Origin of the sequence: Deinococcus peraridilitoris DSM 19664 (assembly GCF_000317835.1) — a bacterium.
GTDB classification, from domain to species: domain Bacteria; phylum Deinococcota; class Deinococci; order Deinococcales; family Deinococcaceae; genus Deinococcus_A; species Deinococcus_A peraridilitoris.
Genome location: NC_019793.1, coordinates 3,101,607 through 3,125,561, shown reverse-complemented (window position 1 = coordinate 3,125,561; position 23,955 = coordinate 3,101,607). Strand labels below are relative to the sequence as shown.

Below are 23,955 nucleotides of genomic sequence, written 5' to 3'. Positions count from 1 at the left end.
ACCCCCCTTTAACAGGGGGGCAGGCACAAATGGCCAAAACTGTAATTGTTCGGTTCGGCAGTGCACTCACTACAGTTCAGGCACGTACACGTTTACCGGAAATTCTTGTTGTAGTCGCTCAGCGCTTTGTCGACACGCGCCTTGGTGTCCTTCACGGCGGCGTCGACGCTCTGGCCACCCACGACTTTTTGCAGGCCTTCCTCGACGATCTTGCGGGTTTCGATGGCCGCGCCGTTGAGACCGCCCGCGCTGGCCGGGTTGGAGACCGTCTTGGTGAGCTGGTTGAAGGCCACGAGTTGCAGCGGGGACTTGCTGAACCAGCCTTCCTTGCGCAGCAGGTCAATCGAGCTGTTGCGCACCGGGTAATAACCGGTCAGCTTGTGCCAATCGGCCATGTTCTTGGTGTTGGTCATGTAGAGCGCGAAGTCAAGCGCCCCCTCAGCCTGCTCCTTGCTGATATTCTTGGCGATCCACAGGCTCGCTCCGCCAATGACCACACCGTTGCGCTTGGTGCCGTCGGGAATCGGCAATACGCCGATGCCAAGCTGGAAGCCCGATTTCTGGGCTGCGTCGGTCACGTTGCCGATGTCCGCCGTGGAGTTGATGTGAAACACCGACTTCTGATTGGTGAAGATGGCGTTGCTGCCGTCGGTATCGGCCAGCTTGCCGGTGTAGGTGTAGTACCCCTTGTCCTGCATGTCCTTGTGGAACTGGAAGATCTTGCGGGCCGCCGCGCTATCCAGGTTGCTCTCGGTGGCACGCGCCTGCCGACCGTTACCGTTGTTCACGATGGTGGCGTTCTGCTGGCTCATCCACTGCTCGACAAACCAGCCGTATAGCGGCGCGCCGAAGCACTTGGCGTCGAGCTTCGCGGCCACGATCTTCGCGCAGGCCTTCTGCAGGGCACCGAAGGTGGTCGGCGGATTCTTGGGATCGAGGCCGGCCTTGCGCATCAAGTCCTGGTTGTAATAGAGCACCGGGCTCGACGAGTTGAAGGGCAGGCTGTTGACCTTGCCGTTGATGGTGTAGTAGTTGATGACCGGCTTGATGTAATCGCTGAAGTCGACGTTCTTGATGTTACTTACCGGCTGGAACACGCCGCTGTCGAGCGAAAGCTGGCTGCCGACCTCGAAGATCTGCACCAGGGCGGGCGCCTTGTTCTGCCGGGCGGCCAGAATCGTCGCCTGCAGCGAATCGTTGTAGCCGCCCTTGAACGACGGTACCACCTTGATCGAAGGGTTTTGCTTGTTGAACTCGTCGGCGCGCGCCTGAATCCAGCCGCCGCGCTTGGCGTCCCCGAAAGAGTGCCAGAACTCGACCGTGGTCTGCGCTCCGGCCGTACCTGCCAGCGCCAGGGCCAACATCAGTTTCTTCATGTTTGCTGCGTTCATAACCAACCTCCAGAAGCACGGCGACCGTCGCGGACGCACGGACCAGTGTTGAAAAGTGTTTCTACATATAAGCACAAATGAGCGTTTGGTAGTCACGGGTGGCTCACCATCTATCCATGGTGACACCACCCGAAGTCTAGGGAAGTGGTGTCAGGCCGGGGTCAATTGAGGTGACGGCCAGCGGCACCCAGTAACACTCGCGGCAAATCGCCGATGAGGGCGTCCACACCAAGACCGATCAATCGGGCGGCCTCCTGTTCCTCGTTGACGGTCCAGGTATTGACACGCCAGCCGTGACGACGCGCCGACGTCATCAGAATTGGTGTCACCAGTCGCCAGTGCGGATGAAGTGCCGAGACGTCGAGCACGCGGCCCACGGCCACCGGACCGTCCAGTGCGCCCCACTGGTAAGGCTTGTAAAACAGAAATCCCCGTTCGATGCTGGGCGCCTTTTGCCTGAGTGCGGCGAGAATCAGCGGGTTGAAGCTCGACACGATGCAACGCTGCTGCAGCCCGAACTGCTGCAGCAGCGTTGCCGTTTGCTCCACACGGTCGTCGGGCCAGCTGGATTCGTACTTGATCTCGACGTTCAGATAAGCGCCGGTGTCGGCAGCCCAGGAAAGCACCTCGGGCAAGGTCGGCACCGGGTGGGGCCGCAGTTCATGCGCGAGCAGCTGCGCGATCGGCCGTCCGTCGAACAGCGCTGCATCGTGGTGCACGACCAGCGTGCCGTCCGCGCAGCGCCGCACGTCGAGTTCTACGCCGTCGAGGCCCGCGTCTCGCGCTGCCTGGAAGCTGGCAAGAGTGTTTTCACGATGCACACGGGGGCTTCCTCGGTGGCCGAGCAACAATGGACGCTTCACGCTGGTATCGTAACGGTTAAAAGTGACCGAACGTCGGCGTCACAGGCTCTTTCCCGAATGACGCACCCCGAAGTACGCATTCCGAAGTACGCAGGCGTGCCCGCAGCCGGACCCAGGCCTCCTCAGAGCCAGCGCATGGTGAAAAGACGCGCCAGCAGAGCACGAAAAGGTGGGCGCAGCAACCGCTTCACGACAAAATCGCGCCACCACGCGGAACGCCACGGACGACCAAAGGCCATGTTGAATTCAGCCTGCCGAGCGGCAAAATACGCCCGACGGCGCCTGCGGACCGCAAAACCCTGAAGCGTCCGCTCTACCGGTTGGTGGCCCTTCAGTGCACGCGGCACGATCTCGGCCAGTTCGGCCGCGTCCAGCCAACCCAGATTCATGCCCTGTCCGCCGATGGGACTGACTTCGTGGGCGGCGTCTCCCACCAGAACCACGCGGCCCACGACAAAACGCTCTGCCAGGTGACGCGCCACGCCAAAGGCGCTGAACATACGGCAGGAACTCACGCTGACAAAATGACCGGTCCGTTCAAAAATCAGCGCGCAGAGGGCCGCCACGTCCGCGCCGTCTCCCGCCTCCGTACGCACGACCCAGCGCCGCACGCCGCCCGGCAGCGGAAACGACTCCACTACCCCGGCCATTGCCAGATGAATCACAGCAGCGCTTTTGTATGCGGTCGTGTCGAGAAAATCACCCATCAGATACCGGTCTGGATAGGCGCCACCCACAAAATCGATGTGCGCGTTCCGCCGCACCAGGCTCCGCTTGCCGTCGGCACCCACGACCAGACCCGCTCTCAGGGTTCGCGTTCCCCACGCGGCCTCATACGTCACGAAGGCGGCCTCTCGCCCGTCACGCACCTGCACCGTGCGGGCACCCCGCCGCAGGGCGCCGGGAGACAGGCGCTCCAGGTGGGCTTCCAGGAGCTGCTCGGTTTCGTATTGCGGCAACAGCAGCACGAACGGAAACTCCTGTGAAACACCGTGAAACTCCAGTTCGCCCAGCAGCTCGCGGTCGCCGAACACCGTGCCACGTTTGACGCGCACGCCGCGCTGCAGCAGCGCCGTGGTCAGGCCGAGACGCGCAAAATGCTCCAGCGCCGGTGGGTGCAGACCGATCGAACGCGAATGACGGCGCGGCGCCTGCTCCTGTTCCAGCACCACAAAACGCACGCCCCGCATGGCCAGCTCGCAGCCCAGAAACAGGCCGACCGGACCTCCGCCGACCACCACGACATCCACCTCCTCAATCGGGACGCGCATACACGAGCAGGTTTCGGAAAGGAAACAAACGCCGCGCCCGCCAGCCGGGCGGCACCATCCGCTGCAGCTCGGAGCGGGTATAGCTGCGCCGGATGGACGTCAGCCCGTCGGCGCGAATAAACGAGCGGCGAAAGAACGGCCAGGTGAACACTGCAAAGAACGCGTACGCCAGTGCATGACGCTCAATGTCGTTGTGCAGTACTTTCAGCCGCGCCAGCGCCGCGCTTTCCCGCAGCAATGCAGGCACTTCCTCGGTGCTGAGGTGATGCAGCACGTGGTTGGAGATCACCACGTCGAAACGCTCGCCTTCACTCAGCAACCGGGCACTGGAGACACAGCGGTACTGCACTCCGAAGGCGGACGCGTGCAAACGCGCGAAGGCGATGGCGCGCGGATCGGTATCGATGCCCGTGACGTGCAGCCGAAAACCGTCGCGGTTCGCCCAGCGGGCCAATTGAACGGCCAAGTCTCCCCCACCGCAACCGATGTCCAGCAACGACCTGGGCACCGACGCCGACAGCAGCGGACGCACTTCTTCAAGGTAAACACGCCGCCAGCACGAAACGAGCGTATTCACAATCGGAAACTGCGCGTAGGTGTTGTGTAGGGCCTGCTCGTCACACAGCGCGTGATCCATCAGCTCGCGCGCCTCGTGAGCGCGCCGCCGCAAATCCGGAAGTCTCACGACGCGGCCGGCACCTTCGCCAGCAAGGCGCTTTCCACGGTGAGCCCTGGACCGAAAGCCATCGCGCCCACGTTTTCCCCCTGACCGGTACCGTCCGCATGCAGAATCTCACGAAGCACGAACAGCACGGTGGCACTGCTCATGTTGCCGTACTCACGCAGGACACGCCGGGAAGGTTGTAGCTGTTCGTCGCTGAGTCCCAGACCGGTCTGCACCTTGTCGAGAATGCTGCGCCCACCCGGATGAATGGCCCAGAAACGCACCTGATCCGCCGCGAGTGGCCCCAGCAGGGGCGAGAGCGCCGACCCGAGGTGCTCCTCGATGATGGCAGGCACGTAGGTGGAGAGCTTCATCTCGAAACCCTCGTCGCCGATGGTCCAGGCCATATCCTCCTCGCCCGTGGGAGTGAGGGTGGTGGCGAAACTGTTCAGCCGCAAGGCAGGACCCTGCGGAAGGCGGGCACTCACCAACGCCGCCGCCGCCCCGTCCGCAAAGACCGAACCGGCAATCAGGGTATCGGGGTCGTCGGCCACGCGCACGTGCAAGGAGCAGAGTTCGGTGCAGATCACCAGAACAACCGCCTGCGGGTCACTCTCACAGAACGCCCTGGCGGCCCGCAAGGCAGGAAACGCCGCGTAGCACCCCATGAAGCCCAGGTGATAGCGCTGCACGTCCGGATTGAGCTTCACGTCACGCACTACCGTGTAATCGGGTCCTGGCGCAAAAAAGCCGGTGCAGGACACCGTGATGACGTGCGTCACGTCGTGGGCGGTGAGGGCCGGACAGGCGGCCAGGGCACGCGAGGCCGCCTCGGCGAACAGACCGCGCGCGGTTTGGGTGTAGCGCTCGTTGCGCAGTCCCGTCGAGGGGGAAAGCAGCTGTCCGCTGCCGGCGTCGAAAAACGCTCCTCCCTGCGACTCGGGACGCAAATCCGTGATGACACTGTGACGCCGCTCAATGGCCGAGGCGTTGTAGATTCCCGTCACCAAGCGCTGGGCCCGACGGCCCAGACCGCTCTGCGCTTTCATGAGGTCGCGCACGAACGCCTGCTCGTACACTGTTTCAGGCACGGCCGTCTCGATGGCGTGAATGTAGACGTCACTCATTGCCGCCACCGTAGCGCTCAGAATGCGCCCACAGGGCGCACTTACCACAATTCGCACGTTGACCCAATCAACGGACAAGTGTGTGTGAACACCGCACCGGCCTTCCCCACTTGGCACATTCCACACCGCGACCACCACGACGAGGGCGCCAGGCTCTCGCGGTCGTGCCCAAGATCACCTGACGAGCACTCAATGACTGGGTAATTCGTTCGGGTCCAGGCTCAGCGGCTTTTCGTACAGATCGCGGCCACGCGGCAGGTCGCGCGGGCCGCGCCGACCAAAGGCGTGCGCCAGATCACGCTCCGACAGGCGCACCACAGTAGGCCGGCCATGCGGGCAGGCATACGGAGTTGCACACGCGGCCAGCTCGCCCAGCACGCGCTCGCCCAATTCGGCCGTCACCATACCCGCCTTCAGCGCGGGCGAGCAGGCCAGGCGGGCCAGCACGGCCCGCCTGGGGTCGTCTCCGGCCAGTGCGGCCTCCAGCACAGACTCGGCCAGACGCGGGGCGGGCAAGCCGAGCAGCACTGCCGGCAGCGCACGCAAGCGTGCAAGGCCGGCACCAAAGGCCTCGAACATGAAACCCATGGCCTGCAGCTCCTCCGAGCACTCCGCCAGGCGCGCGGTCTGCTCGGGAGTAAGGTGCAGCAGTTCCGGCTCGGTCAGCTCGACTGGCTCCCCTTCCCCAAAGGCACGGTCCAGACGTTCGTACCACACCCGCTCGTGCGCGGCGTGGGAGTCGAGCAACCAGAGGTCTCCTTCGCCCTCGGCCAAGAGGTAGGTGTCGCGGTACACTCCGATCAGGCGCAACTCCGGGAAGTGCGCGCTGGCGCCCGGCGGCTGTGCGGCGCGCAGCGCGGGAGCAGTCCGCGCCAGGGGATGCGTGCTCAGTGCTTCGCGCACGGCATCGCGCACCAGATCGGCCAGGCGGGACAGTTCCGCCAGGGCGACCTCGGCTTTGGCGGGGTGAACGTTGGGATTGACGTCCTCAGCGGGCAGGTGCAGATCCAGCACGCACAAGGGCGCCTGACCGGCCGGCAGCAATTCAGCGTACCCCGCGATGACGGCCTTCTGAAGTTCGGCAGGAAACACCACCGGGCGACCGTTCACGGCCAGGTGCATGCGGTCACGACGTGGCCGGGTCAGCTCGGGACGCGACACGACACCGCTGATGTGCTCGCTTCGGACGCTCAGCAGGCGGTTGGCGACGAGGGGCCCGTACACGCTTGCCACCGCGCCGCGTGCGTCCGAACGCGCGTGCTGCAACCGGACCTCGCCGTTCGACACCAGCTTCCAGTGCAGCGCGGGATAATGCAGGGCATACCGGCCCACCAGGCCGGTAATTTCACGCACTTCGGACGCCTGGGGCTGCTGGGTTCGCAGCCGCGCGGGCAGGCGCGAAAAGAGCCTGCGCACGGTGACGCTGGTACCCGCCGGGGCAGTCACACGAGACAGATGCCGCTCCTCGCCCTGCGCGCTGAGGCACAGCGCGCCCACCTGCGCGGGCGGGCGGGTCACGAGGGTGAGGTTGCCTGCCCAGGCGATGCTCCAGAGCGCTTCACCACGAAACCCCAGCGTCCCGATCTGATCCACACCCTCGACGCTGTCGAGCTTGCTGGTCGAGTGTCGTTGCGGCGCGAGCGGCACGTCATCGGCGGGAATGCCCACCCCGTTGTCGCGCACGCGAATCAGGCCGAGCCCGCCATCCTCCAGTTCAATCTCGATGCGCGTCGCTCCCGCATCGAGCGCATTGTCGATCAGTTCACGCACCACATCAAGCGGCCGCGAAATGACCTCGCCTGCCGCGATGAGGCGTGTGACCTCGGGCGGCAGCACGCGGATGGGAGAACGAATCGCCATGTGCGGTTATTATCGCGCGCAGTACAGCACGCTACCGTGGTACAGGGTCCCATGAAGCCCGGTCCTGACGTCATGACCGCGACGCGCAACACTCATTCGCCGTCAGGAAACTGCAGGCTCAACACCCGCTCCAGCGGGCCACCACCCAAACACAGCCGCCCTTCAAATATAAAGGTGCCGCAAGTTGCGGCACCACGCATCCACCCGTCAAGCGGATTCAGCGTCCGGCGTCACGCGCGTCGCGGTCAGCCTGATGCTCGTGCGCTTCGGCCTTGCCCCGATCCAGGGCAGCCTTGCCTTTCTCGACGAGGCTTTCGATCGGATTATCACTCGTCTGGCTTTTGGCGTCGTGGCCCTCCGCGCGCGCACGGTCGGCGGCCTCGTTGACCTTATGTTTCACGGCGTCGGCGGCATTTCCGAGCTTGTCACCCAAAGACTGGTCGCTCATATGTTGTCCTCCTTGACCTGTATTTTTTCCGCGCACGATGACACAGGCATAATGTCAACCTGAAGGCGCCTATCACGATTCCACCGCCCGGCCACAGCCTGCAGTGCACCCCGGCACCCCGGTGAGCTCTGAGCGTGCGTCAGGAGGCGGCCCGCGCATCCTGCGACAAGTTTTCGCCCATGTTTCCCTCGGCGAGACGACGCTGCCAGGCGTGCAGCAGCTCCAGTGCCTGCAGGGGTGTCAGACGCGCCAGATCAAGCGCGGCAAGTTCCTGCACGACGCCCGAGTCCCCCCCATCGCGAGCCGCGAGGCCTGTCAGCAGCTGCCCGGCCCGGGCCGTGACCGCTCCCGGCAATCCTGCGAGGCGTGCCACTTCGACCCCGTAAGAACTCTTGGCCGCTCCCGGTACCACCTGGTGGTAAAAGGTCAGGGCGCCCGCCTCTTCCTGTGCGGCGACGTGCAGGTTGACCACTCCAGGCAGTTCTCCTTCCAGCCGCGTCAGCTCGAAATAGTGGGTGGCAAACAGCGCGAACGCCCCGGTGCGGTGCAAGTGCTCCAGCGTCGCCCAAGCGATGGCCAGTCCGTCCAGCGTGCTGGTGCCCCGACCCACCTCGTCCAGAATCACCAGCGAGCGCGATGTGGCACCGTGCAGAATGGCCGCCAGCTCGCTCATCTCCACCATGAAGGTGCTGCGCCCGCCGGCCAGATCGTCCGAAGCCCCGATGCGGGTGTGGATACCGTCGAACAGGGGCAGCTCAGCCGCGTCGGCGGGCACGAACGAGCCGATCTGGTGCAGCAACGCACACAGCGCGACCGTGCGCAGGTAGGTGCTCTTGCCCGCCATGTTGGGTCCGGTGAGCAGCAGCACCCGCCGCGTTGTGTCCAGGTCGGCGTCGTTCGGCACGAAGCTATCCGAGAGTGCCAGTTCCACCACCGGATGACGGGCCTGTCTCAGGCGCAGCTCGGTGGCTCCGGCGCCCAGGGTCCGAGGTCGGGACCAGCCGCGCGCAAAGGCAATGTCGGCGAGCGTAGAAAGCACGTCGAGTTCGCTCAGGGCGCCCGCGACCTCGCTCAGCGCCTCGGTATGCTGGGCCAGGGTGTCACGCAGCTCGGTGAAAGCTTCGACTTCCAGGCGTTCGGCCGCCGTTTCGCAACGGGCAATTTCGCGTTCGCGCTCGCGCACATCGGCCCGCGTGAAGCGGGCGCGGTCCTTGAGCGTGGCAATCTGCCGGTAATCGGCGGGCACCTTGTGCGCGTGTGCCTGCGTGACTTCCAGGTAATAGCCGGCCACGTTGTTAAAGCCCACCTTGACGGGCAGACCCGTGCGGGCCCGCTCGCGCGCTTCGAGTTCGGCCATCCACTCGCGGCCCGCCAGAGCCTCGGCGCGCAGAGCGTCGAGTTCGGCATGAAATCCTTCGCGGATCAGGCCGCCTTCGCCGAGACGCAACGGAGGATTGTCCACCAGGGCCGCCCGAATCAGCATCACCACTTCCGGCAAGGCCGAGAGTCGGGCGCCCAGGTGGCCCAGCACGCCGTCATGACCGGCCAGCAGCACTTCGAGTTCGGGAAGCAGCTCCAGGGTACGCGCCAGCGAAACGACTTCCTTGGGCATGGCGCGTCGTGAGGACACCCGCGCCGCCAGGCGTTCCAGGTCATGGGCGCGGTAGAGCACGCTGCGTACCCCGCCTCGCAGATCACTGGCCTGAACCAGCGCGTCCACCGCGTCCAGACGGGATCGGATGCTCAATTCGTCGAGCAGGGGCGAGCGCAGCCAGGCGCGCAGTCGCCGCCTTCCACCGGCAGTGCGCGTGTGGGCCAGGCAGGCGATCAGGGTCTGTCCACCGTGGGCGTTGGGTTCGAACAGTTCCAAAGCGCGAATAGCACTTTCGGGCAGGTGCAGTGACGCGCCCGGCTCATAGCGAATCAAGCGCGTGACCATCTCGAGACGACCCTGCTGAGTGGCGCGGGCGTAAGCAAGGGCTGCGCCGCAGGCCCGCACGAGCGCACTGGTGACCAGAGACTCCGGCACACTGCCCAGGGTGTGCTGCAATTCCTCACGCGCAGCGTCCTCCTCGAAGCTGCCGCGTGACACCATCAGCGGAAAACGCTGACGGAAATCGGCCATCAGCGCCGCGTTTTCTTCAAACTCGGGAGCGAGCAGGACCTCGCGCGCGCGGTAGCGTGCCAGCTCGTCATACAGCGCGCCGCGCGTACCGAAAGCGGCACAGCGAAATTCTCCAGTCGAGAGATCCAGCAGCGCCAGCGCGTATCCGTCACCCGAAGCAACTGCCGCGAGGTAGTTCTCCTCCGCGCTCAGCAGACGCTCGTCGGTCAGCGTACCCGGGGTGAGCAGTTCGGTAACTCTGCGCTCGACCAGACCGGAAAGCGGCAGTTCCATCTGCTCGGCCACGGCCACACGCACCCCGGCGGCGAGCAGACGCTCGATATGCTGGTCCTTGGCGCGCACTGGAATGCCGGCCATGGGCGTGCTGAAGTCCTTGCTGGTCTTGTGCGTCAAGGTAATGCCCAGCAGGCGTGACAGGCGCTCGGCGTCCTCGCCGAACGTCTCGAAGAAGTCGCCGACCTGAAACAGCACCAGGTAGTCGGGATGCTGGTCACGAAGGTGCACGTACTGCTCGAGCATGGGCGGCAACACACCCGGGCCATTCCCTTTCAGGACGGATTGCGGAACGTTCAGGGGCATGGTCCAGACAGTATACGCGTCGATTTCTACGTTCGCAGCCAACAATGGCCGGTCAGAAGGGGGCGTTTTTCAGCGCCGACGCACCCTGACTTTTCATGTGTGGAATTTAGCTTCACTAATCTTTATGTAACCTTCATCATAAGTTGCTGGCAATCCACTCTTCACCTTCTTCCGTACAACCGTTCGAAAGAAGGTAACCAAGATGAAAAAGATCCTCACCCTGTCCGCCCTTGCCCTGACCGCCACCCTCGCCGCCACCCAGGTGAGCGCCCAGATGGCCAGCGGCAATGACGCCTTTGTGCGCGTCGTCCACGCTTCTCCGGATGCTCCCGCCGTGGACGTCTACGTGGACGGCATGCGCACCGTCGCGGGCGCTGCCTTCAAGGCCGCCACCCCGTACGGCGAAGTGCCCGCCGGCAAGCACAAGGTGATGGTCACCGCCGCCGGCGACAAGAACACCGTCGTCTTCCAGGCCGATGTCGACCTGAAGGCTGGCACCTACTACACCGTCGCCGCCGTGGGCCAGCTCGCCAACATCAAGCCCAAGATCTTCACCACGACCGGCCTCAATAAGGACAAGGCCAAGGCCGAAGTCAACGTCTACCACCTCTCCCCCAACGGCCCGCGCGTGCAGACCTTGGCGGCCGACCTGAACAACGCCGCGCTGCTCAAGAACGGCATCGCCTACGGCAACAAGGAAACCCTGATGGTGAACCCCATGGGCGTCAACCTGAACGTCGTGCCCTTCGGCAAGATGGAGCCCGTCGTCAAGAACCTGTCGGGCATCAGTGTCGCCGGCGGCAAGAGCTACAGCGTGTTCGCGGTCGGCCTGGTGGGCGCGAACGGCACGCAGGGCTTTGACCTCGTAGCGGTCGAGGACAAGGTGGTCATGGGCTCCATGGCCGCGAAGTAAACCTGCGAGCCTAGACCCACAAGCAAACCCGCATCAAGTTGAGGGCTGGCGCCATAGCGCCAGCCTGTTTCTTTTTCTGAACGCAGCTCCCGTCAGCTATTTACAACCGGTCGCCAGCGTTCCGACGCCCACTCAGAACGGCTTGCGTGCGTCCAGAATCAGCGACACAAAGCCGAGGCTGCCATCGCGGTTGCGGTGATCGAGCAGCAACGAACGGTAAATCGGGCCGCTCGCCACGTCCCAGCCGTGGTAATGAAAACGCCCCTGTTCGTCGCAGTACTCCAGCAGTTCCACCTGGAATCCCGCCGTCTCGAAAAGCCGCCTGAACCGGGCATGGTCGTACACGATCTGATGGTCCGCCGCCGGATGATCCGCCGGTCCCGGTCCGCCGACCTGCACGGTCCGCTGGTAGGCCTCATCGGGAAAGTTCGCGTCGGGGACCGCACAGCGCAGCAGGCCGCCCGGCTTGAGAAAGTCAAAGCACAGCCGGGCGGCCTCCAGGCCCTGGGCTTCGCTCAGGTGCTCCCAGACGTGCTCGCATAGAAAGGCGTCGGCACGCCGGTCGCCGAAGTAGCGCTCGAAGCTGCGGCGGTCGGTCAGGTCAAGCTGCGCTTTCTGGGTTGGGAGCCAGCCGTCCCAGGTCTGGCTGCCGGCTCCGAGAATGATGTGGAGTGGTGGGATAGCCATGTGCGCAGTATGCCTTTTCTGGTTTTTGGCTTTGCAAAAGGTGGCGCTGAGGTTGCCTGAGTTGCGGCCAGATCGCGTTTCGAGGAGCATTTTGGCTTGGAAGGATTGTCTTTTTCAGTTTTCTTGCGTTTGCCCCACCCCCCAGCTCCCTCCCCAGAGGGGAGAGGGAGCGAAGCGCTGCGCTCGGCAGATTCAGGTGGAGCGCGCCACAGGGCGGTGTTGCGCCACCTTTCGGCAACGGCCCACCTGGGCGTCCACACCAGAGCAGGCGTTGAAGGTGGTCCGGGGAGTTGGTGTGCGCCGGGCGGGCGTGGCCGGAGCACACTGAAGGTCCATCACACGCTAACCTTCGTGGGCTCTCCTTGTTCAAGATGCCCTGGTTCCAGGCGCACCCCACCTTGCCCCGTACCGTCCCGACCTCCAACCCCACGAGGTAGGAGCGTGGCTGCCCACTTCCCGGCGGCACCACCCACTTGAGAAACACCCGGGAACCCGGCGCTCCACCTGAACCTGCCGAGCGCAGCGCTTTGCTCCCCCTCCTTACAGGAACAAGGACAGGACAATGGCCATATCCCGAAGCACCGGGCCGCCCCGGTGCACAACGACGTGCCCCCTCCGGGGAGGGGGCTGGGGGGTGGGGCAACGCGAGAAAACGAAAAGACAACCGCCAACACGCAACTCCTCCCCACACATCCCCCACAGGCAAACCAATCCACCCCCCTCCCCCGTATAACCATTCAGCAAGGAGCACAAATGCACACAAACTGGTTGGCAGCATGGTTAACGGCAGTCGCGCTCAGCACGGCAGGATTTCTGGGCCGCGCCTGGGCCAGCCTGACCTATCCTCCACAGGAACTTTTCGGCGTCATGACGCAGTTCATGGGCGTTCCGCAGGTCTTTCAGCTGGTTCACTCGATTTTCGGCCTGGGACAGGGCGGCAAGACCTTTGCCTTTCTGGGAGTGGTGGTGCTGTGGCTGGGCGGGGTGACCGCGCTGGGGATGCTGCCTCCTGTGGCCGGGGCACTGGCGCTGGGGCTGGGGCTGCTGCTCATTACCCCGTGGCCGGTGGCGCTGGGCTACGCGTTGGCCTTTCTGGTGTTCAGGCTGGCCATCCAGGCGCTGCTGCGCCCGTTGCGTTTCGGTGATGGCACGCGGCGGCAGGTCACCGGAGCGCTCGTGGGCGGCTCGGCGCTGCTGGTGACCGCCGGACTGACCGGCCTTTTTCGCACAGGCACAAGCCCGGCACCTGCCACAATCGGCGCGGGCGGGGAGTTGCCAGGGGACATCACGCCCGTCAAGGACTTCTATTACGTCTCCAAGAACCTCGAAGCCTTCGATCCGGTGGTCGATGAAGCCAAGTGGCGTCTGAAGGTCAGCGGACTCGTCAAGTCACCTGGCAGCTTTTCCCTGCAGGAGCTGCGCCAGTTCGAGGCGCGCACCATCGAACTGACCCTGTCATGCATCTCGAACCCGGTCGGCGGTCCCTTGCTGGGAAACGCGCTCTGGACGGGCTTCACCGTGAGCGACCTGCTGCGCCGGGTGGGCGTGCAGGGCGGCGCGAAGTACATCGTGTGGCGCGCCGCGGACGGTTACGAGGAGTCCTTGCCGCTCGGTGAAGCCTTCGAGCAGGACGTGATGCTGGTGTACGCCCAGAACGGCGAAGCGCTGACGAACAAGCACGGTTTTCCCCTGCGGGTGCTGATTCCGGGCCGCTACGGCATGAAGCAGCCCCGCTGGATCACCGAGATCCGCCTGACCGACCGTGACGTGCCGGGTTACTGGGTCAAGCGCGGCTGGAGCAAGACGGCGCACGTGGAACTTACCAGCCGCATCGACGAGCCTGCCGAACTGAATCCCAGCGTCAAGGCCGGGCAGCCGGGCACCATTCGCGGCATCGCTTTTGGTGGTCTGTTACCGGTGACCAGAGTCGAGGTAAGTCTCGACAATGGTCAGACGTGGCAGGCGGCGCGTCTGACCGCGCCGCGCTCTCAGCACGCCTGGACCTTGTGGGAGCTGCCCTGGACCCCGGCGCCGGGGAATTATCAGGTGGTGGCGCGCGCCTTTTCGGGTCAGCAGGTTCAAAAGGATCAGGACAAGGACGCCTTGCCTGAAGGCGCGACCGGCTGGCACCGTTTTATCGTGTCGGCGAGCTGAGTCGGCGAACGCGGCAGGCAGGATCACTCCGGCCGCGTTCGACCGTCAATCGTTGGGATACCGGTCGAGGCCGAGTCCGCGGCTCTCCAGGGCTTCGCGCAGCATGGGGATATTTTTCAGGGCGTGGCCTTTGGTGGTGTTCTCAAAGAAGATGTAAAGCTCCTCCAGCTCACCGGCGACCTCGGCAATCTTGTCGGCCCACTCGTCTATTTCGGCGCGGTTGTACAGGTAATCGTGGCGTTCGGCGGCGCTGCCACCTTCCCACCAGGTGCTCTTGTTGCGTCCGTGCAGCCGCAGGTATCCGACTTCCGAGGTCGCGTAGACGCGCGGCTCGGGCATCCCGCCCACGGGTGGGTAGTCGGGGCTCACCCAGATCAGACCGAATTCACCCATGCCCTCGCGCACTTCAGGTTTGTCCCACGACGCGTGACGCAGCTCCACTGCCAGTTCGCGGCCCGCGAAGCGCTCGGCCAGGTCCAGCAGGTACTTGCGGTTCTCGGCAGTGCGGTGAAAAGAGTAGGGAAACTGCGCCAGGTAGGGGCCCATCAGTCCAGCTTCGCGCAGCGGCTCGGGGCTTTGCAGCATCCGGTCGAAATCGGCCGTTTCCGGCTTCCGGGCGTGCGTGAAGACCTGGTGCAGCTTGACGGCAAAGCGGGTTCGCCCCGCGGAGCGGCGGGCCATGCCCTCGAAGGCCTTGAGGCCCGGAATTCCGTAGAAGCTGGAGTTGAGCTCGACAGCGTTGAAGTGTTGAGCGTAGACGCTCAGAAAATCGGGCTTTTTGGTGCCTGCCGGGTAAAGCCACCCTTGCGACAAGTGGTCTGTGTCGATTTCCGACGGCGCGAGCCATTCGTCGTTCGCGTAGCCGCCGGTGCCCATGTAAATGCGCATGAGCCAGTGTAATCCCAAGGATGGACAGCCTACGCCCAAAAGGGATTTCCGGCTCACCTTATAGGCTCGGGCACCGGCAGCCCGGCACCGTTTTCATCGCGTACCGTCTTTCCGATCCGCACGGTTTCTTTCCCATACCGTGGACAGACAACCCTCAGTTCAATGGCGGCAGCGAGGTCTCTTCATCGCCTTGCAGTGGAAGCCGGACGACCTGGAGTGTCAGCTCCAGGCAGGCTCGGGTGCTTCTGGCAATGAGCGTGAAGTGCACATCGCGTCCGACGATGTCTTTGAGTACGAGGGGCCCACGTTCTGGAAAACGCTCGAGGTGGAGTTGCACTTCCACCGGCCATCCGTCGGCGTTCCACAGGCGGGCAGTGAAGGTGGATCCTTCGCCGGGCTCCAGCATTTCGATCAGCTCTACAGGTTGTTCGAAGGTCAGGCGCAGGAGCGTGACGGTGGCTCCCAGTTCTCGCAGCGCAAACGAGGTCAACTGTGGCCCTTGCATGTGCTCGCGGACGAGCAGCCGGCTCCCGGCCGGACCTGACGCCGCCCCGCCGTCCTTGCGGACAAAGACGGGGGTGGCCAGGACTCGCTTGACGTCCTCTCCGGTAATCGGGGCGTTGAGGGTTTCGAGCAGGTTCCGCTTCATGCTGCCTCCCAGAAAGATTGGACGAAAAGCCGGTCGCACCACTTGCTCCCCCCGCCCAAGGTGCCCGAATACAGGGCGAGGTTCAATGCATCTCTTCACCGAGGCAGAAGCCGGATGAATGATGAGGATTATAAGGGAAGTCACTTCCCGGACTTCGGAGTTGATTGGACAGACCTTGCCGTGGTTTATTTGCGCTGACGTAACAATTCACTGAGCAGCCGTGCCATGTCGCCGAGAGCCTGTGGATCGACGGAGCGTCTCTCCGGGCGTTTCTCGACCTGCGGCGTCGACCTGCCGGGAGCAACGTAGGCTTCGTACAGCGGCCGCAGGCCTTCCACCAGCTCTCGCGCGACGCTCTGCAGGGTGTCGCCCGTACCTTTTGCGGGGGCCTCCTCGCCCAGGGTCCAGGGCAAGCTCGCTTCCAGCGCTTGCGCCAGCGCCGTCCACTCGGGGGCACTGGAGGTTTTTCCGTGTGCGTTGTAAACGTGTGCGGCTGCGACGGCCAAACTGAGCAGGGCGTCCTTTGCTGCTTTCGGGGTGTCTGGAGCCGCAGCAATGAGCAGGCCCTGTGCAAAGGCGTCATGCAGGGAATCGGCCAGGTAATCGGCGGCGAAGTCTCCCTCGCGCAGCTCCTGCACCGTTTCACTGGTACGTCGGTAGTGCCGTTCGGTGAGGTTGTCGAACACGAAGCGGCCCTCAGCGTCACGGGAAACGAACTGAATCAGGGCGCCATTGCGCCGTCGACGCCACAGCTCGCCGGGTTGCCGGGGTGCGCGAAACAAGACTAGAGCGGTCATGGCTTCTCCTTACTGTTAGCATGCCGCGTCGCCAGAACCGCTATTGGTCAGTCGACACCAGTTGGCCCGCCACAGGATGCACTACGGCTGCCCGCCCCGCTGCGTTCCCTTACGCCTCGAGATGCGCTTACCCTGCGGCGTCCTCAGCGGACGCGCAGGTGAGGGTGCTCGTTGAGCAGGGCCCAGAACACCCCGATGGTGCGCACGGCATCGATGAACTGGGTGAAATCCACGGGTTTGACCACGTAAGCGCTGGCGCCCTGTCGGTAGCAGTTGGCAATGTCGCTGTCCTCGCGGGACGTCGAGAGCATGACCACCGGAATGTGGCTGAGCCGTGGGTCATTCTTGATGGCCTTGAGGACGGCCAGGCCGTCCATGTGTGGCATTTTCAGGTCGAGCAGCACCACGGTGGGCTGTCCTGCGGGGCGTCCGGCAAATCTGCCGGTGGCGCGTAGGTAGTCGAGTGCTTCCACACCGCTTGCCGCGACGGCCACATCGTGACCCAGCTGGCCTTCCTCGAAAGCAGCTAGTGCCAGCTCCACGTCGTGAGGATTGTCGTCGACCAACAAAATGCGTTTGGCATGCATGACATTCCTCGCTTTCTTTCCGTCGCAAGTGCCGCACCAGGCGTGTGCTGGCGCCGGATGGGCTTACAGTCTACCGGAGGAATACGCGGCAAGGCTCCTCAAACGAGCGACGCGCGGTGGAGTCGACACGGCGGTGGCGACGGTGGACGGTGGCTTCGTTTTGGCAGGCGTGGCCGCCCCGAATGTTCTAGGCAGGCGTCTGCGGTATCCACGGTGGAGTCAGGCCGGGCGGTACACTGACCGCGTGTTGACCAAACGCATCATTCCGTGTCTTGACGTGCAAAACGGGCGGGTGGTAAAAAACGTCCGCTTTTTCGAGGATCACCGGGACGCAGGCGATCCCCTGACACTGGCCCGCGCCTACGAGGAGCAACGTGCCGACGAGCTGGTGTTCTACGACATCACCGCCACTCACGAAGGCCGTCGGCTGATGCTGGACGTGGCCGCACGCGTCGCCGAAGAAGTGATGATGCCCCTCACCGTCGGAGGCGGCGTCACCACCGTGGAAGAATTTCGTTCGCTGCTGCTGGCGGGAGCTGACAAGATCAGCGTGAATTCCAGCGCCGTGCGCAATCCGCCCCTGATCCGCGCCGCATCCGATCACTTCGGGGCGCAATGCGTGGTTCTCTCAATTGATGCCAAGAAGCGAGCGGATGGATCGGGCTGGAACGTCTTCGTGGGCGGTGGGCGCGTCGATACCGGCCTGGACATGCTGGAGTGGGCGGTCCGAGGACAGGAGCTCGGCGCGGGTGAGATCGTTCTGAATGTCATGGACGCGGACGGGACCCGGCAAGGCTTCGATCTGGAAGCCACACGCCTGGTGGCGCGCGCCGTGGACGTGCCAGTCGTCGCTTCCGGAGGCGCGGGGAAGGCCGAGGATTTTTATGACGTCCTGACGCACGGTGAAGCCGACGCCGCGCTGGCCGCGAGCGTCTTTCACTTTGGCGAACTGACGGTGCCCGACGTCAAACGGGAATTGAAGTTTCGTGGCTTGCCGGTGAGGCCATGAGCACGCTCAGCTTCGACGACGTCACATTCGATGAGCGCGGCCTGGTGCCCGTGGTGACGCAGGACGCTCGCACCGGAGAAGTGCTGATGCTGGCGTGGGCCAACCGCGAAGCTCTGCAGCGCACGCTGGAGTCGCGCCAGGGCACCTATTACTCGCGCTCCCGCCAAGAGCTGTGGGTCAAGGGTCTCACCAGCGGCCACACCCAGCGGGTGCGCCACGTCTCCCTCGATTGCGACGGCGACGCCGTGCTGTATCAGGTGGAACAGGTCGGGCCGGCGTGTCACACCGGCGAACGAAGCTGCTTTCACCGTTCGTTGCCGGGAGAAGGCGACTCGTCGCAAGGGAGGGGCCTGGACGGCGTTCTGGAGCGGGTATATGCCACCATCGAGACCCGGTTGCGCGAGCAGCCCGAAGGCAGTTATGTGGTCCGCCTGCATGCGGGCGGCCTGGACCGGGTCCTCAAGAAAGTCGCCGAGGAGTCGGGCGAGGTACTGCTGGCCGCCAAGAACGGTGACCGGGCAGAACTCGCCACCGAAACTGCGGACCTGCTGTTTCACCTGCTGTTTGCGCTGGCCGAGGTGGGCGTGACACCCGCCGATGTAGCGCAGGTGCTCGAGGCGCGTGAAGGCAAAAGCGGTCTGCGCGGTCCGAAGGAAGCAGGCTGAGCTTCGGCGTTCCGCTGAAGTTATCGGTGCTTGTTGCGACGCAACGAAGACGCGCTTCAGGAAAGAATCTCTACCCGGTCAGCCGCCTGGTTCAATACGTCGTACACCACCATCAGGTTGTCCGGGTGGGCATGAGCGTGCTGCCGACCGACAATTTCTCCGTTGCAGATTGCCACGAAAGTGGGCGTGCCATTCAGATTCTTCCATTCGAACGTACACCCGAGGTCGTCGAGCTCACGCAGCATGACGGCGTACTCGGGCGCGGCAATGGTGTCGCGCCACGTGCGGTTCAGATCCGGCAGGCTGTCGTTCATTCCTTCAGGGTAGCGAGCCCGGCGCACTGCCTCGCTTATGAAATCTTGAGCGGAATGTCACCGCACCAGAGTTGCTAGGGTGCAGGTATGCGGGAATTCTGGGATTACTGGTGGCGCTTTCTCAAATTCACGGTGGGTGCCTTGGCCGTACCAGTGCTGCTCTACCTGTTGCTGTTGTGGCTGGGCATCCTGCGCTGAACTGGTGCTGCGGTAGGTTGCAGCAGAGTAAAGACTTCTTCATGACTACCAAACGATCGTTTTGGGCGTGTTAGCTTGGGGACATGAAAAATGCCGTCAAGTTCACCGACATGGAGCGTGCGCTGGTGCTGGACACGGTACGTGTGACCGAACAGGCCGCGCTCGCAGCCTCTCGTTTCGTGGGCAAGGGCGACAAGAACGCCGTGGACGCCGCAGGCACCGAAGCGATGCGCGCAGTGCTCAACAGCCTGGACATCGACGGAACGGTCGTGATCGGTGAAGGAGAAATGGACGAGGCGCCCATGCTGTTTATCGGCGAACGTCTGGGCGGACTCAAAAACACGTATCCCGTGGACATCGCGGTCGATCCGGTCGAGGGCACCACGGTCACGTCGCGGGGCCTGCCCAACGGGGTCGCCGTCATCGCGCTCTCGGAAAAAGGTGGGCTGGTGCACGCACCCGACATCTACATGGACAAACTGGTGGTGCCGCCGCCCGCGGCGGGCCGTGTGAGCCTCGACTGGCCGGTCGAAGCGAACCTCAAGGCACTCGCCATGAGCCTGAACCGCCATGTCGAGGACCTCTTGATCGTGGTGCTGGACCGCGAGCGTCACCAGCCCCTCATCGCCGACATCCGCAAGGCGGGCGCACGCGTCAAGCTGATTGGTGATGGTGACGTGATCGGTGCCCTCGCGGCGGCGGTTCGGGGTACGGGCGTGCACGCGCTGATGGGGTGGGGCGGCGCTCCGGAAGGTGTCCTGACAGCAGCGGCCATGAAGTGCCTGGGTGGCGAAATTCAGGGCCGCTTCGTCGCCGAGGACGAGGCTCAACGTGAGCGCCTGCAGAAGATGGGCGTCTCGGAAACCAAAATCTACAAGACAGAAGACCTCGCGCCCGGCGACCAGATCGTGTTTGCCGCCTCGGGCATCACCGACGGCGACCTGCTGCAGGGCGTGCGGCGCTTTGGTGGCGGCGCCCGGACCCACTCGATTGCCATGGGTCATGCCAGCCGGGTGGTGCGCTTTATCGACTCGGTACATCTGGAGGACGACGGAGCCCGCGTCATTCTGCGGGTGTGACAGCTGTGGGAGAAATGGGGGCTATTGGCCCCCATTTTTGGTGGCACTCGCGGATCCCGACGCACTTCAAGATATAAAGCTGATTTTAGGCGCCTCTTAGAAGAAGCAGCCCTTTGTCAGGAAAGCTGGGACATGCCTCAACCCAAACTGGCGATCATCTACTACAGCACCTACGGCACCAACTACACGATGGCGCAGACGGCTGCCGAGGCCGCACGTGCAGCGGGCGCCGAGGTCAAGGTGCTCAAGGTTCGCGAAACTGCCCCGCCCGAGGTCGTGCAGGGACAGGGCCCCTGGGCCGAGCACCATGCTGCGACGGCCGAAGTGCCCGAAGTCACCCTGAACGACCTGGAGTGGGCCGACGCCTATCTGTTCAGCGTTCCCACCCGCTATGGCAGCCCGGCCAGCCAGATGCGTGCCTTCATGGACACCACGGGCGGATTGTGGTACCAGGGCAAGCTCGCCAACAAGGCGGCCAGCGTCATGACGAGCGCCCAGAATCCCAACGGCGGTCAGGAAACCACCCTGCTGGCCATGTACGTCTCGCTCATGCACTGGGGTTGCGTGCTGGTGCCTCCCGGTTACACCGACCAGAGCGTGTTCGCTGCGGGCGGCAATCCGTACGGCGTGGGCGTCACTGCCAACGGTGAAGGCCCGACGGAAGCCGACCTGGAGGCCATCCGCCATCAGGCCCGCCGGCTGGTGTTCTTCGCTCAGAAGATCAGCGGCAGCCAGATCGCCTGAGCGAAGCGCCCACCCCATCTGGCGTTCAGGGCGGGGTGGGTGCACGCTTCTCGATTACCCGCGCCAACTGGGGAGCAAGCGCGGGCAGCTCGACCGTTACGGTGTGCCACAGCAGCTGCACATCGAGACCGAAGTAATCGTGCGCGATGAGGTGGCGTACCTGCCGCAGCTCGTCCCAGGGCAGGTCGGGATGCAGCAGCCGCACTTCCTCCGGGAGGTAGGCGACACTCTCCCCCACCACCAGCAGGTTGTGCAGTACGGCGTCCCGGACGAGCTCACTCTGTTCAAAGTCCTCGACAGTCAGTCCGGTCGTGTAGCGGCCGATTCGCCCCAGGGCGGCCTGCATTTCCTGCACGCGCCAGCGCCAGCGCTTGACGCGAGGCGCACCGCGCGCCTGCGCCTCGCCGGTCACGCTCAGGGCATCAGCCAGCACGTCGGCACGCAAGGCGCTCTTGAGTCCGCCGGGCGTGACCACGTCGACACGGCGCTGCAGGATATCCTCGAAGATCAACTTGAAACGCACAAGGTGCAGCAGCCCCACGGGCCGCGCAAAGGTGAGCAGAAAGTCCACGTCGCTTTCCGGTCGGGCCTGATCGTGCGCGACGCTGCCAAAGACCGACAGGTCCGCCAGCGAACCGTCATCCCATTCCTCACGGTGCACCCTCAGGAGCGCCACAGCGTCCGCCAGCTTCACGAGGGGCATGATACGTCACGACGGTCCCGCGCCGGGCGCACCGTGTCAGAATGACCGGCGTGATTGTCGCCGTCGGCCACGACCTGATCGAAATCGAGCGCATACGCAAAGCCTACGCCCGCGAGGGTGAACGCTTCTGGAAGCTGTTCGCTCCACCCGAAGTCGAGTACTGCACACGCCTCGCCGATCCCGTACCTTCACTGGCCGTCCGGTTCGCGGCCAAGGAAGCCTTTCAAAAAGTCTGGCCACGCCCGCACGGCTGGCGTGACGTGTGGGTCCTGCGCGAACGCACCCCGGATGGCCCCTTTCCTTACGCCACTCCGCAACTGGGTTTCGCGGCGCACATTCAGCAGGAAATGCAGGCACGCGGCTGGACGGCGCACGTGACCCTGACGCACACCAAAGAGCACGCCTCTGCCGTCGTGGTGCTCGAAGAGCGCTGAGGCTCTCCCTTTGCCGGGCGGCGAAACTACTCGTTTTCTTCGCGGGTGAGCAGGGTGCCACTGCGGTCGCGCACATCAAAGGCGTACCGCTGGCCCTGCAGGACGCGCCAGTCCACGCGCAACTCCGCACAGGAACCGGGAAAGGTCACTTCGCTGGCACGCGGGTAGCGGTCGTTGTCCGTGCGAAAAGCCTCCATCACCCGAGCGAGGTCGAGCGCGCAGGTTCGCGCGCCGGCCAGATCGGTGACCTGCGCGGCACTCTGGTCACTCCCACGCAGCTCACCCAGTTCCTTGCGCAACTGCTGCACCTCGCCTTCGAGCTGCTGCACGCGCTGCTCCAGCTCGGCATTGGCGCTCGCGCCTTCGCCGGGAGCACAGGCACCCAGGCCCAAAGGCAGCGCCAACAGCCACAGGCAGAGGCAAAGGCGGGCACGGCTCATCATCTGCAAGATAGCCCTCGAACCCGCAGGACGTGTCGCGACGTACTTCTGAATAAAGTGAAGCTCAACGGCGCGGCCTTCAGCGCTCCAGCAAACTGAGCACCTCGACGTGACTGGTCTGTGGATAAAAGTCGTACGGCGTGGCTGAACGCAGAATCCAGCCCTGACGGGTGAATTCTCCCACGTCGCGCGCCCAGGTCGCCGGATCGCAGCTGACGTACACCAGATGTGAAGCCCGACTGTGCTGCACGGCATAGCGGGCTGCCGCTTCCAGCCCTGAACGCGGAGGGTCCACCACGATCAGGTCGGCACCCTGGGCTTCGCTGGCGTTGCCCTGCACAAAGCGCACGTTGGAAAGCGCCAGACGCTGAGCGTCACGCTCGCCGCGCCGCAGGGCTTCAGGCGCCACGTCCAGCACGGTCACCCGCGAAAAGCGCCGCGCCAGGTGCAACCCCAGGCCACCGGCACCGCCGTACAGATCGACCGCTTCGGCGGTCACGGGAAGTTCGGGCGCCTGCGCGCCCACGGCGCGGTACAGTTCACCGGCCGCCAGCGGGTTGACCTGCGCGAAACCCGTCGCGGACACGCTGAGATCGTAGTCGCCGTAGCGCTCCAGAATGGTCGGCTCGCCCGCCAGCAAGGTCTCGCCCCTGGAAAAGCGGCGCTCGGCGGGTGGCGCGAGGCTCACGCCACTCGCTCCGGCGTCCAACAGCGCTTCGGCGGCGCGTCGGAACGCGCGCGGCGCGCCTTCGCCGATCAAGGCGGCCAGCACTTCTCCAGTCTGCAGGCTGGCGCGCACCACCAGTTCGCGGGCGCCATCCAGACGCCACAAATCCACACGTTCCAGGAATGCCACGATGGCCTCGATCACCAGTGGGTCATGCTCCACCGTTACCGGTGTGTGCCCCTGCCGCTCCCGGTAAGCCAGGCGCTCGCCACGAATCAGGTACTGTGCACCACCCCGGTAAGCCCACTCTCGCGGGCTCGGCACGGTCTGCGCCACCTCGCCGTCGAGTTTGGCAATGCGTGAAAGGGCTTCTTGCACGACATCGCGCTTGAAACGCAGCTGCGCCTCGTACCGGGCGTGTGAGAAGTTGATGGTGGGCAATCTGGCTGCCTCCACGCGCTCCCGGCTGGCACTCAGCACGTCACGCGTCACGCCGCGCCGCACGCCCTTGCCTTCCTTCACGTCGGCCAGCACTGTCTCGCCGGGCAAAGCGCCCGCGACCAGAATCACACCCTGCGCGTCCCTGGCCAGACCATACCCGCCAGCAACGATTTTTTCGATGTTCAGTTCCAGCACGTCGTCTCCTGAGGGTGTTCAAGAAAAAACGGGCGAAATCCGCCCGCTTCTCCAGGACGCACC

At 64.3% G+C, this 23,955-nt stretch carries 24 protein-coding genes and 1 riboswitch; of the genes, 7 read left to right on the top strand and 17 right to left on the bottom strand.

What is annotated here, in order from left to right; translation table 11 throughout:
• Window positions 1–92: 92 nt before the first annotated feature.
• The 8 genes from DEIPE_RS15255 to mutS all read right to left on the bottom strand — a co-directional run bounded on the left by DEIPE_RS15255 (window position 93) and on the right by mutS (window position 10,328).
• Entirely contained in the window at window positions 93–1,391 is a 1,299-nt protein-coding gene (locus tag DEIPE_RS15255; RefSeq protein ID WP_015236866.1) for an ABC transporter substrate-binding protein, read from the bottom strand.
• Window positions 1,392–1,552: 161 nt separating this feature from the next.
• Window positions 1,553–2,254, bottom strand: coding sequence for a glycerophosphodiester phosphodiesterase (locus DEIPE_RS15250; RefSeq protein ID WP_015236865.1), 702 nt, complete (start codon window positions 2,252–2,254; stop codon window positions 1,553–1,555).
• Window positions 2,255–2,376: 122 nt separating this feature from the next.
• A complete protein-coding gene (locus DEIPE_RS15245; protein ID WP_015236864.1) occupies window positions 2,377–3,525 on the bottom strand; it encodes an FAD-dependent oxidoreductase in 1,149 nt (382 codons plus the stop codon).
• Window positions 3,509–4,210 (bottom strand): class I SAM-dependent methyltransferase, encoded by a 702-nt coding sequence (locus DEIPE_RS15240; RefSeq protein WP_015236863.1) that lies wholly within the window; start codon window positions 4,208–4,210, stop codon window positions 3,509–3,511. The genes DEIPE_RS15245 and DEIPE_RS15240 overlap by 17 nt, the downstream gene beginning before the upstream one ends.
• A complete protein-coding gene (locus tag DEIPE_RS15235; RefSeq protein WP_015236862.1) occupies window positions 4,207–5,316 on the bottom strand; it encodes a type III polyketide synthase in 1,110 nt (369 codons plus the stop codon). The genes DEIPE_RS15240 and DEIPE_RS15235 overlap by 4 nt, the downstream gene beginning before the upstream one ends.
• Before the next feature lie 189 nt (window positions 5,317–5,505).
• A complete protein-coding gene (gene mutL, locus DEIPE_RS15230; RefSeq protein WP_015236861.1) occupies window positions 5,506–7,176 on the bottom strand; it encodes a DNA mismatch repair endonuclease MutL in 1,671 nt (556 codons plus the stop codon).
• A gap of 217 nt (window positions 7,177–7,393) precedes the next feature.
• Window positions 7,394–7,624, bottom strand: a complete 231-nt coding sequence (locus DEIPE_RS15225; protein ID WP_015236860.1) for a hypothetical protein — start codon at window positions 7,622–7,624, stop codon at window positions 7,394–7,396.
• A gap of 139 nt (window positions 7,625–7,763) precedes the next feature.
• The gene (mutS, locus tag DEIPE_RS15220; protein ID WP_015236859.1) at window positions 7,764–10,328 is read right to left on the bottom strand and encodes a DNA mismatch repair protein MutS; all 2,565 of its coding nucleotides are present in this window, start codon (window positions 10,326–10,328) and stop codon (window positions 7,764–7,766) included.
• A 202-nt stretch (window positions 10,329–10,530) separates the two neighbouring features.
• Here mutS and DEIPE_RS15215 point away from each other — a divergent pair, with 202 nt between their 5' ends.
• Entirely contained in the window at window positions 10,531–11,241 is a 711-nt protein-coding gene (locus DEIPE_RS15215; protein WP_015236858.1) for a DUF4397 domain-containing protein, read from the top strand.
• A 132-nt stretch (window positions 11,242–11,373) separates the two neighbouring features.
• Here DEIPE_RS15215 and DEIPE_RS15210 read toward each other — a convergent pair whose 3' ends face one another.
• Window positions 11,374–11,928: a class I SAM-dependent methyltransferase gene (locus tag DEIPE_RS15210; RefSeq protein WP_041231614.1), complete on the bottom strand. Its 555-nt coding sequence runs from the start codon at window positions 11,926–11,928 to the stop codon at window positions 11,374–11,376.
• 753 nt (window positions 11,929–12,681) lie between these two features.
• Here DEIPE_RS15210 and DEIPE_RS22420 point away from each other — a divergent pair.
• Window positions 12,682–14,082, top strand: coding sequence for a molybdopterin-dependent oxidoreductase (locus tag DEIPE_RS22420; protein WP_015236856.1), 1,401 nt, complete (start codon window positions 12,682–12,684; stop codon window positions 14,080–14,082).
• Between the two features lie 45 nt (window positions 14,083–14,127).
• Here DEIPE_RS22420 and DEIPE_RS15200 read toward each other — a convergent pair whose 3' ends face one another.
• The 4 genes from DEIPE_RS15200 to DEIPE_RS15185 all read right to left on the bottom strand — a co-directional run bounded on the left by DEIPE_RS15200 (window position 14,128) and on the right by DEIPE_RS15185 (window position 17,003).
• Complete coding sequence (locus DEIPE_RS15200; RefSeq protein WP_015236855.1) at window positions 14,128–14,970, bottom strand: DUF72 domain-containing protein; 843 nt, start codon at window positions 14,968–14,970, stop codon at window positions 14,128–14,130.
• Window positions 14,971–15,124: 154 nt separating this feature from the next.
• Window positions 15,125–15,619, bottom strand: coding sequence for a hypothetical protein (locus DEIPE_RS24115; RefSeq protein WP_015236854.1), 495 nt, complete (start codon window positions 15,617–15,619; stop codon window positions 15,125–15,127).
• 18 nt (window positions 15,620–15,637) lie between these two features.
• Window positions 15,638–15,721, bottom strand: a riboswitch (cyclic di-GMP riboswitch).
• 83 nt (window positions 15,722–15,804) lie between these two features.
• The gene (locus DEIPE_RS15190) at window positions 15,805–16,416 is read right to left on the bottom strand and encodes a hypothetical protein (RefSeq protein WP_015236853.1); all 612 of its coding nucleotides are present in this window, start codon (window positions 16,414–16,416) and stop codon (window positions 15,805–15,807) included.
• 143 nt (window positions 16,417–16,559) lie between these two features.
• On the bottom strand, window positions 16,560–17,003 hold the full coding sequence (locus DEIPE_RS15185; protein WP_015236852.1) for a response regulator: 444 nt from the start codon (window positions 17,001–17,003) through the stop codon (window positions 16,560–16,562).
• 244 nt (window positions 17,004–17,247) lie between these two features.
• Between DEIPE_RS15185 and hisF the strand changes: the two genes are divergently transcribed.
• On the top strand, window positions 17,248–18,012 hold the full coding sequence (gene hisF, locus DEIPE_RS15180) for an imidazole glycerol phosphate synthase subunit HisF (RefSeq protein WP_041230933.1): 765 nt from the start codon (window positions 17,248–17,250) through the stop codon (window positions 18,010–18,012).
• Window positions 18,009–18,677, top strand: coding sequence for a bifunctional phosphoribosyl-AMP cyclohydrolase/phosphoribosyl-ATP diphosphatase HisIE (gene hisIE, locus DEIPE_RS15175; RefSeq protein ID WP_015236850.1), 669 nt, complete (start codon window positions 18,009–18,011; stop codon window positions 18,675–18,677). The genes hisF and hisIE overlap by 4 nt, the downstream gene beginning before the upstream one ends.
• Window positions 18,678–18,733: 56 nt before the next feature.
• Here the strand turns inward: hisIE and DEIPE_RS15170 are convergent, their stop codons facing one another.
• Window positions 18,734–18,991 carry a hypothetical protein gene (locus DEIPE_RS15170; protein WP_015236849.1) on the bottom strand — a complete coding sequence of 86 codons (258 nt, stop codon included), beginning with the start codon at window positions 18,989–18,991 and terminating at the stop codon, window positions 18,734–18,736.
• 281 nt (window positions 18,992–19,272) lie between these two features.
• On the opposite strand from DEIPE_RS15170, the gene glpX reads away from it, so the two are divergent.
• Window positions 19,273–20,268, top strand: coding sequence for a class II fructose-bisphosphatase (gene glpX / locus DEIPE_RS15165; RefSeq protein WP_015236847.1), 996 nt, complete (start codon window positions 19,273–19,275; stop codon window positions 20,266–20,268).
• A 132-nt stretch (window positions 20,269–20,400) separates the two neighbouring features.
• Window positions 20,401–21,012: an NAD(P)H:quinone oxidoreductase type IV gene (gene wrbA, locus DEIPE_RS15160; protein ID WP_015236846.1), complete on the top strand. Its 612-nt coding sequence runs from the start codon at window positions 20,401–20,403 to the stop codon at window positions 21,010–21,012.
• 25 nt (window positions 21,013–21,037) lie between these two features.
• On the opposite strand, the gene DEIPE_RS15155 is transcribed toward wrbA, so the two are convergent.
• Window positions 21,038–21,715 (bottom strand): HepT-like ribonuclease domain-containing protein, encoded by a 678-nt coding sequence (locus DEIPE_RS15155; protein ID WP_015236845.1) that lies wholly within the window; start codon window positions 21,713–21,715, stop codon window positions 21,038–21,040.
• Window positions 21,716–21,765: 50 nt separating this feature from the next.
• Between DEIPE_RS15155 and DEIPE_RS15150 the strand changes: the two genes are divergently transcribed.
• Window positions 21,766–22,149, top strand: coding sequence for a 4'-phosphopantetheinyl transferase superfamily protein (locus DEIPE_RS15150; protein WP_041231612.1), 384 nt, complete (start codon window positions 21,766–21,768; stop codon window positions 22,147–22,149).
• A 26-nt stretch (window positions 22,150–22,175) separates the two neighbouring features.
• Here DEIPE_RS15150 and DEIPE_RS15145 read toward each other — a convergent pair whose 3' ends face one another.
• Entirely contained in the window at window positions 22,176–22,589 is a 414-nt protein-coding gene (locus DEIPE_RS15145) for a hypothetical protein (RefSeq protein ID WP_157448893.1), read from the bottom strand.
• 79 nt (window positions 22,590–22,668) lie between these two features.
• Window positions 22,669–23,892, bottom strand: a complete 1,224-nt coding sequence (locus DEIPE_RS15140) for a class I SAM-dependent RNA methyltransferase (RefSeq protein WP_015236842.1) — start codon at window positions 23,890–23,892, stop codon at window positions 22,669–22,671.
• Between the last annotated feature and the right edge of the window lie 63 nt (window positions 23,893–23,955).

Coding starts and splice junctions, on each gene's coding strand:
- DEIPE_RS15225 (WP_015236860.1), bottom strand. CDS start 7,624: ATGAGCGACCAGTCTTTGGGTGACAAGCTCGGAAATGCCGCCGACGCC.
- DEIPE_RS15235 (WP_015236862.1), bottom strand. CDS start 5,316: ATGAGTGACGTCTACATTCACGCCATCGAGACGGCCGTGCCTGAAACA.
- DEIPE_RS15215 (WP_015236858.1), top strand. CDS start 10,531: ATGAAAAAGATCCTCACCCTGTCCGCCCTTGCCCTGACCGCCACCCTC.
- glpX (WP_015236847.1), top strand. CDS start 19,273: ATGAAAAATGCCGTCAAGTTCACCGACATGGAGCGTGCGCTGGTGCTG.
- DEIPE_RS15155 (WP_015236845.1), bottom strand. CDS start 21,715: ATGCCCCTCGTGAAGCTGGCGGACGCTGTGGCGCTCCTGAGGGTGCAC.
- mutL (WP_015236861.1), bottom strand. CDS start 7,176: ATGGCGATTCGTTCTCCCATCCGCGTGCTGCCGCCCGAGGTCACACGC.
- DEIPE_RS15210 (WP_041231614.1), bottom strand. CDS start 11,928: ATGGCTATCCCACCACTCCACATCATTCTCGGAGCCGGCAGCCAGACC.
- DEIPE_RS15185 (WP_015236852.1), bottom strand. CDS start 17,003: ATGCATGCCAAACGCATTTTGTTGGTCGACGACAATCCTCACGACGTG.
- DEIPE_RS22420 (WP_015236856.1), top strand. CDS start 12,682: ATGCACACAAACTGGTTGGCAGCATGGTTAACGGCAGTCGCGCTCAGC.
- DEIPE_RS24115 (WP_015236854.1), bottom strand. CDS start 15,619: ATGAAGCGGAACCTGCTCGAAACCCTCAACGCCCCGATTACCGGAGAG.
- wrbA (WP_015236846.1), top strand. CDS start 20,401: ATGCCTCAACCCAAACTGGCGATCATCTACTACAGCACCTACGGCACC.
- DEIPE_RS15255 (WP_015236866.1), bottom strand. CDS start 1,391: ATGAACGCAGCAAACATGAAGAAACTGATGTTGGCCCTGGCGCTGGCA.
- DEIPE_RS15145 (WP_157448893.1), bottom strand. CDS start 22,589: ATGAGCCGTGCCCGCCTTTGCCTCTGCCTGTGGCTGTTGGCGCTGCCT.
- DEIPE_RS15170 (WP_015236849.1), bottom strand. CDS start 18,991: ATGAACGACAGCCTGCCGGATCTGAACCGCACGTGGCGCGACACCATT.
- DEIPE_RS15245 (WP_015236864.1), bottom strand. CDS start 3,525: ATGCGCGTCCCGATTGAGGAGGTGGATGTCGTGGTGGTCGGCGGAGGT.
- mutS (WP_015236859.1), bottom strand. CDS start 10,328: ATGCCCCTGAACGTTCCGCAATCCGTCCTGAAAGGGAATGGCCCGGGT.
- DEIPE_RS15200 (WP_015236855.1), bottom strand. CDS start 14,970: ATGCGCATTTACATGGGCACCGGCGGCTACGCGAACGACGAATGGCTC.
- hisIE (WP_015236850.1), top strand. CDS start 18,009: ATGAGCACGCTCAGCTTCGACGACGTCACATTCGATGAGCGCGGCCTG.
- DEIPE_RS15190 (WP_015236853.1), bottom strand. CDS start 16,416: ATGACCGCTCTAGTCTTGTTTCGCGCACCCCGGCAACCCGGCGAGCTG.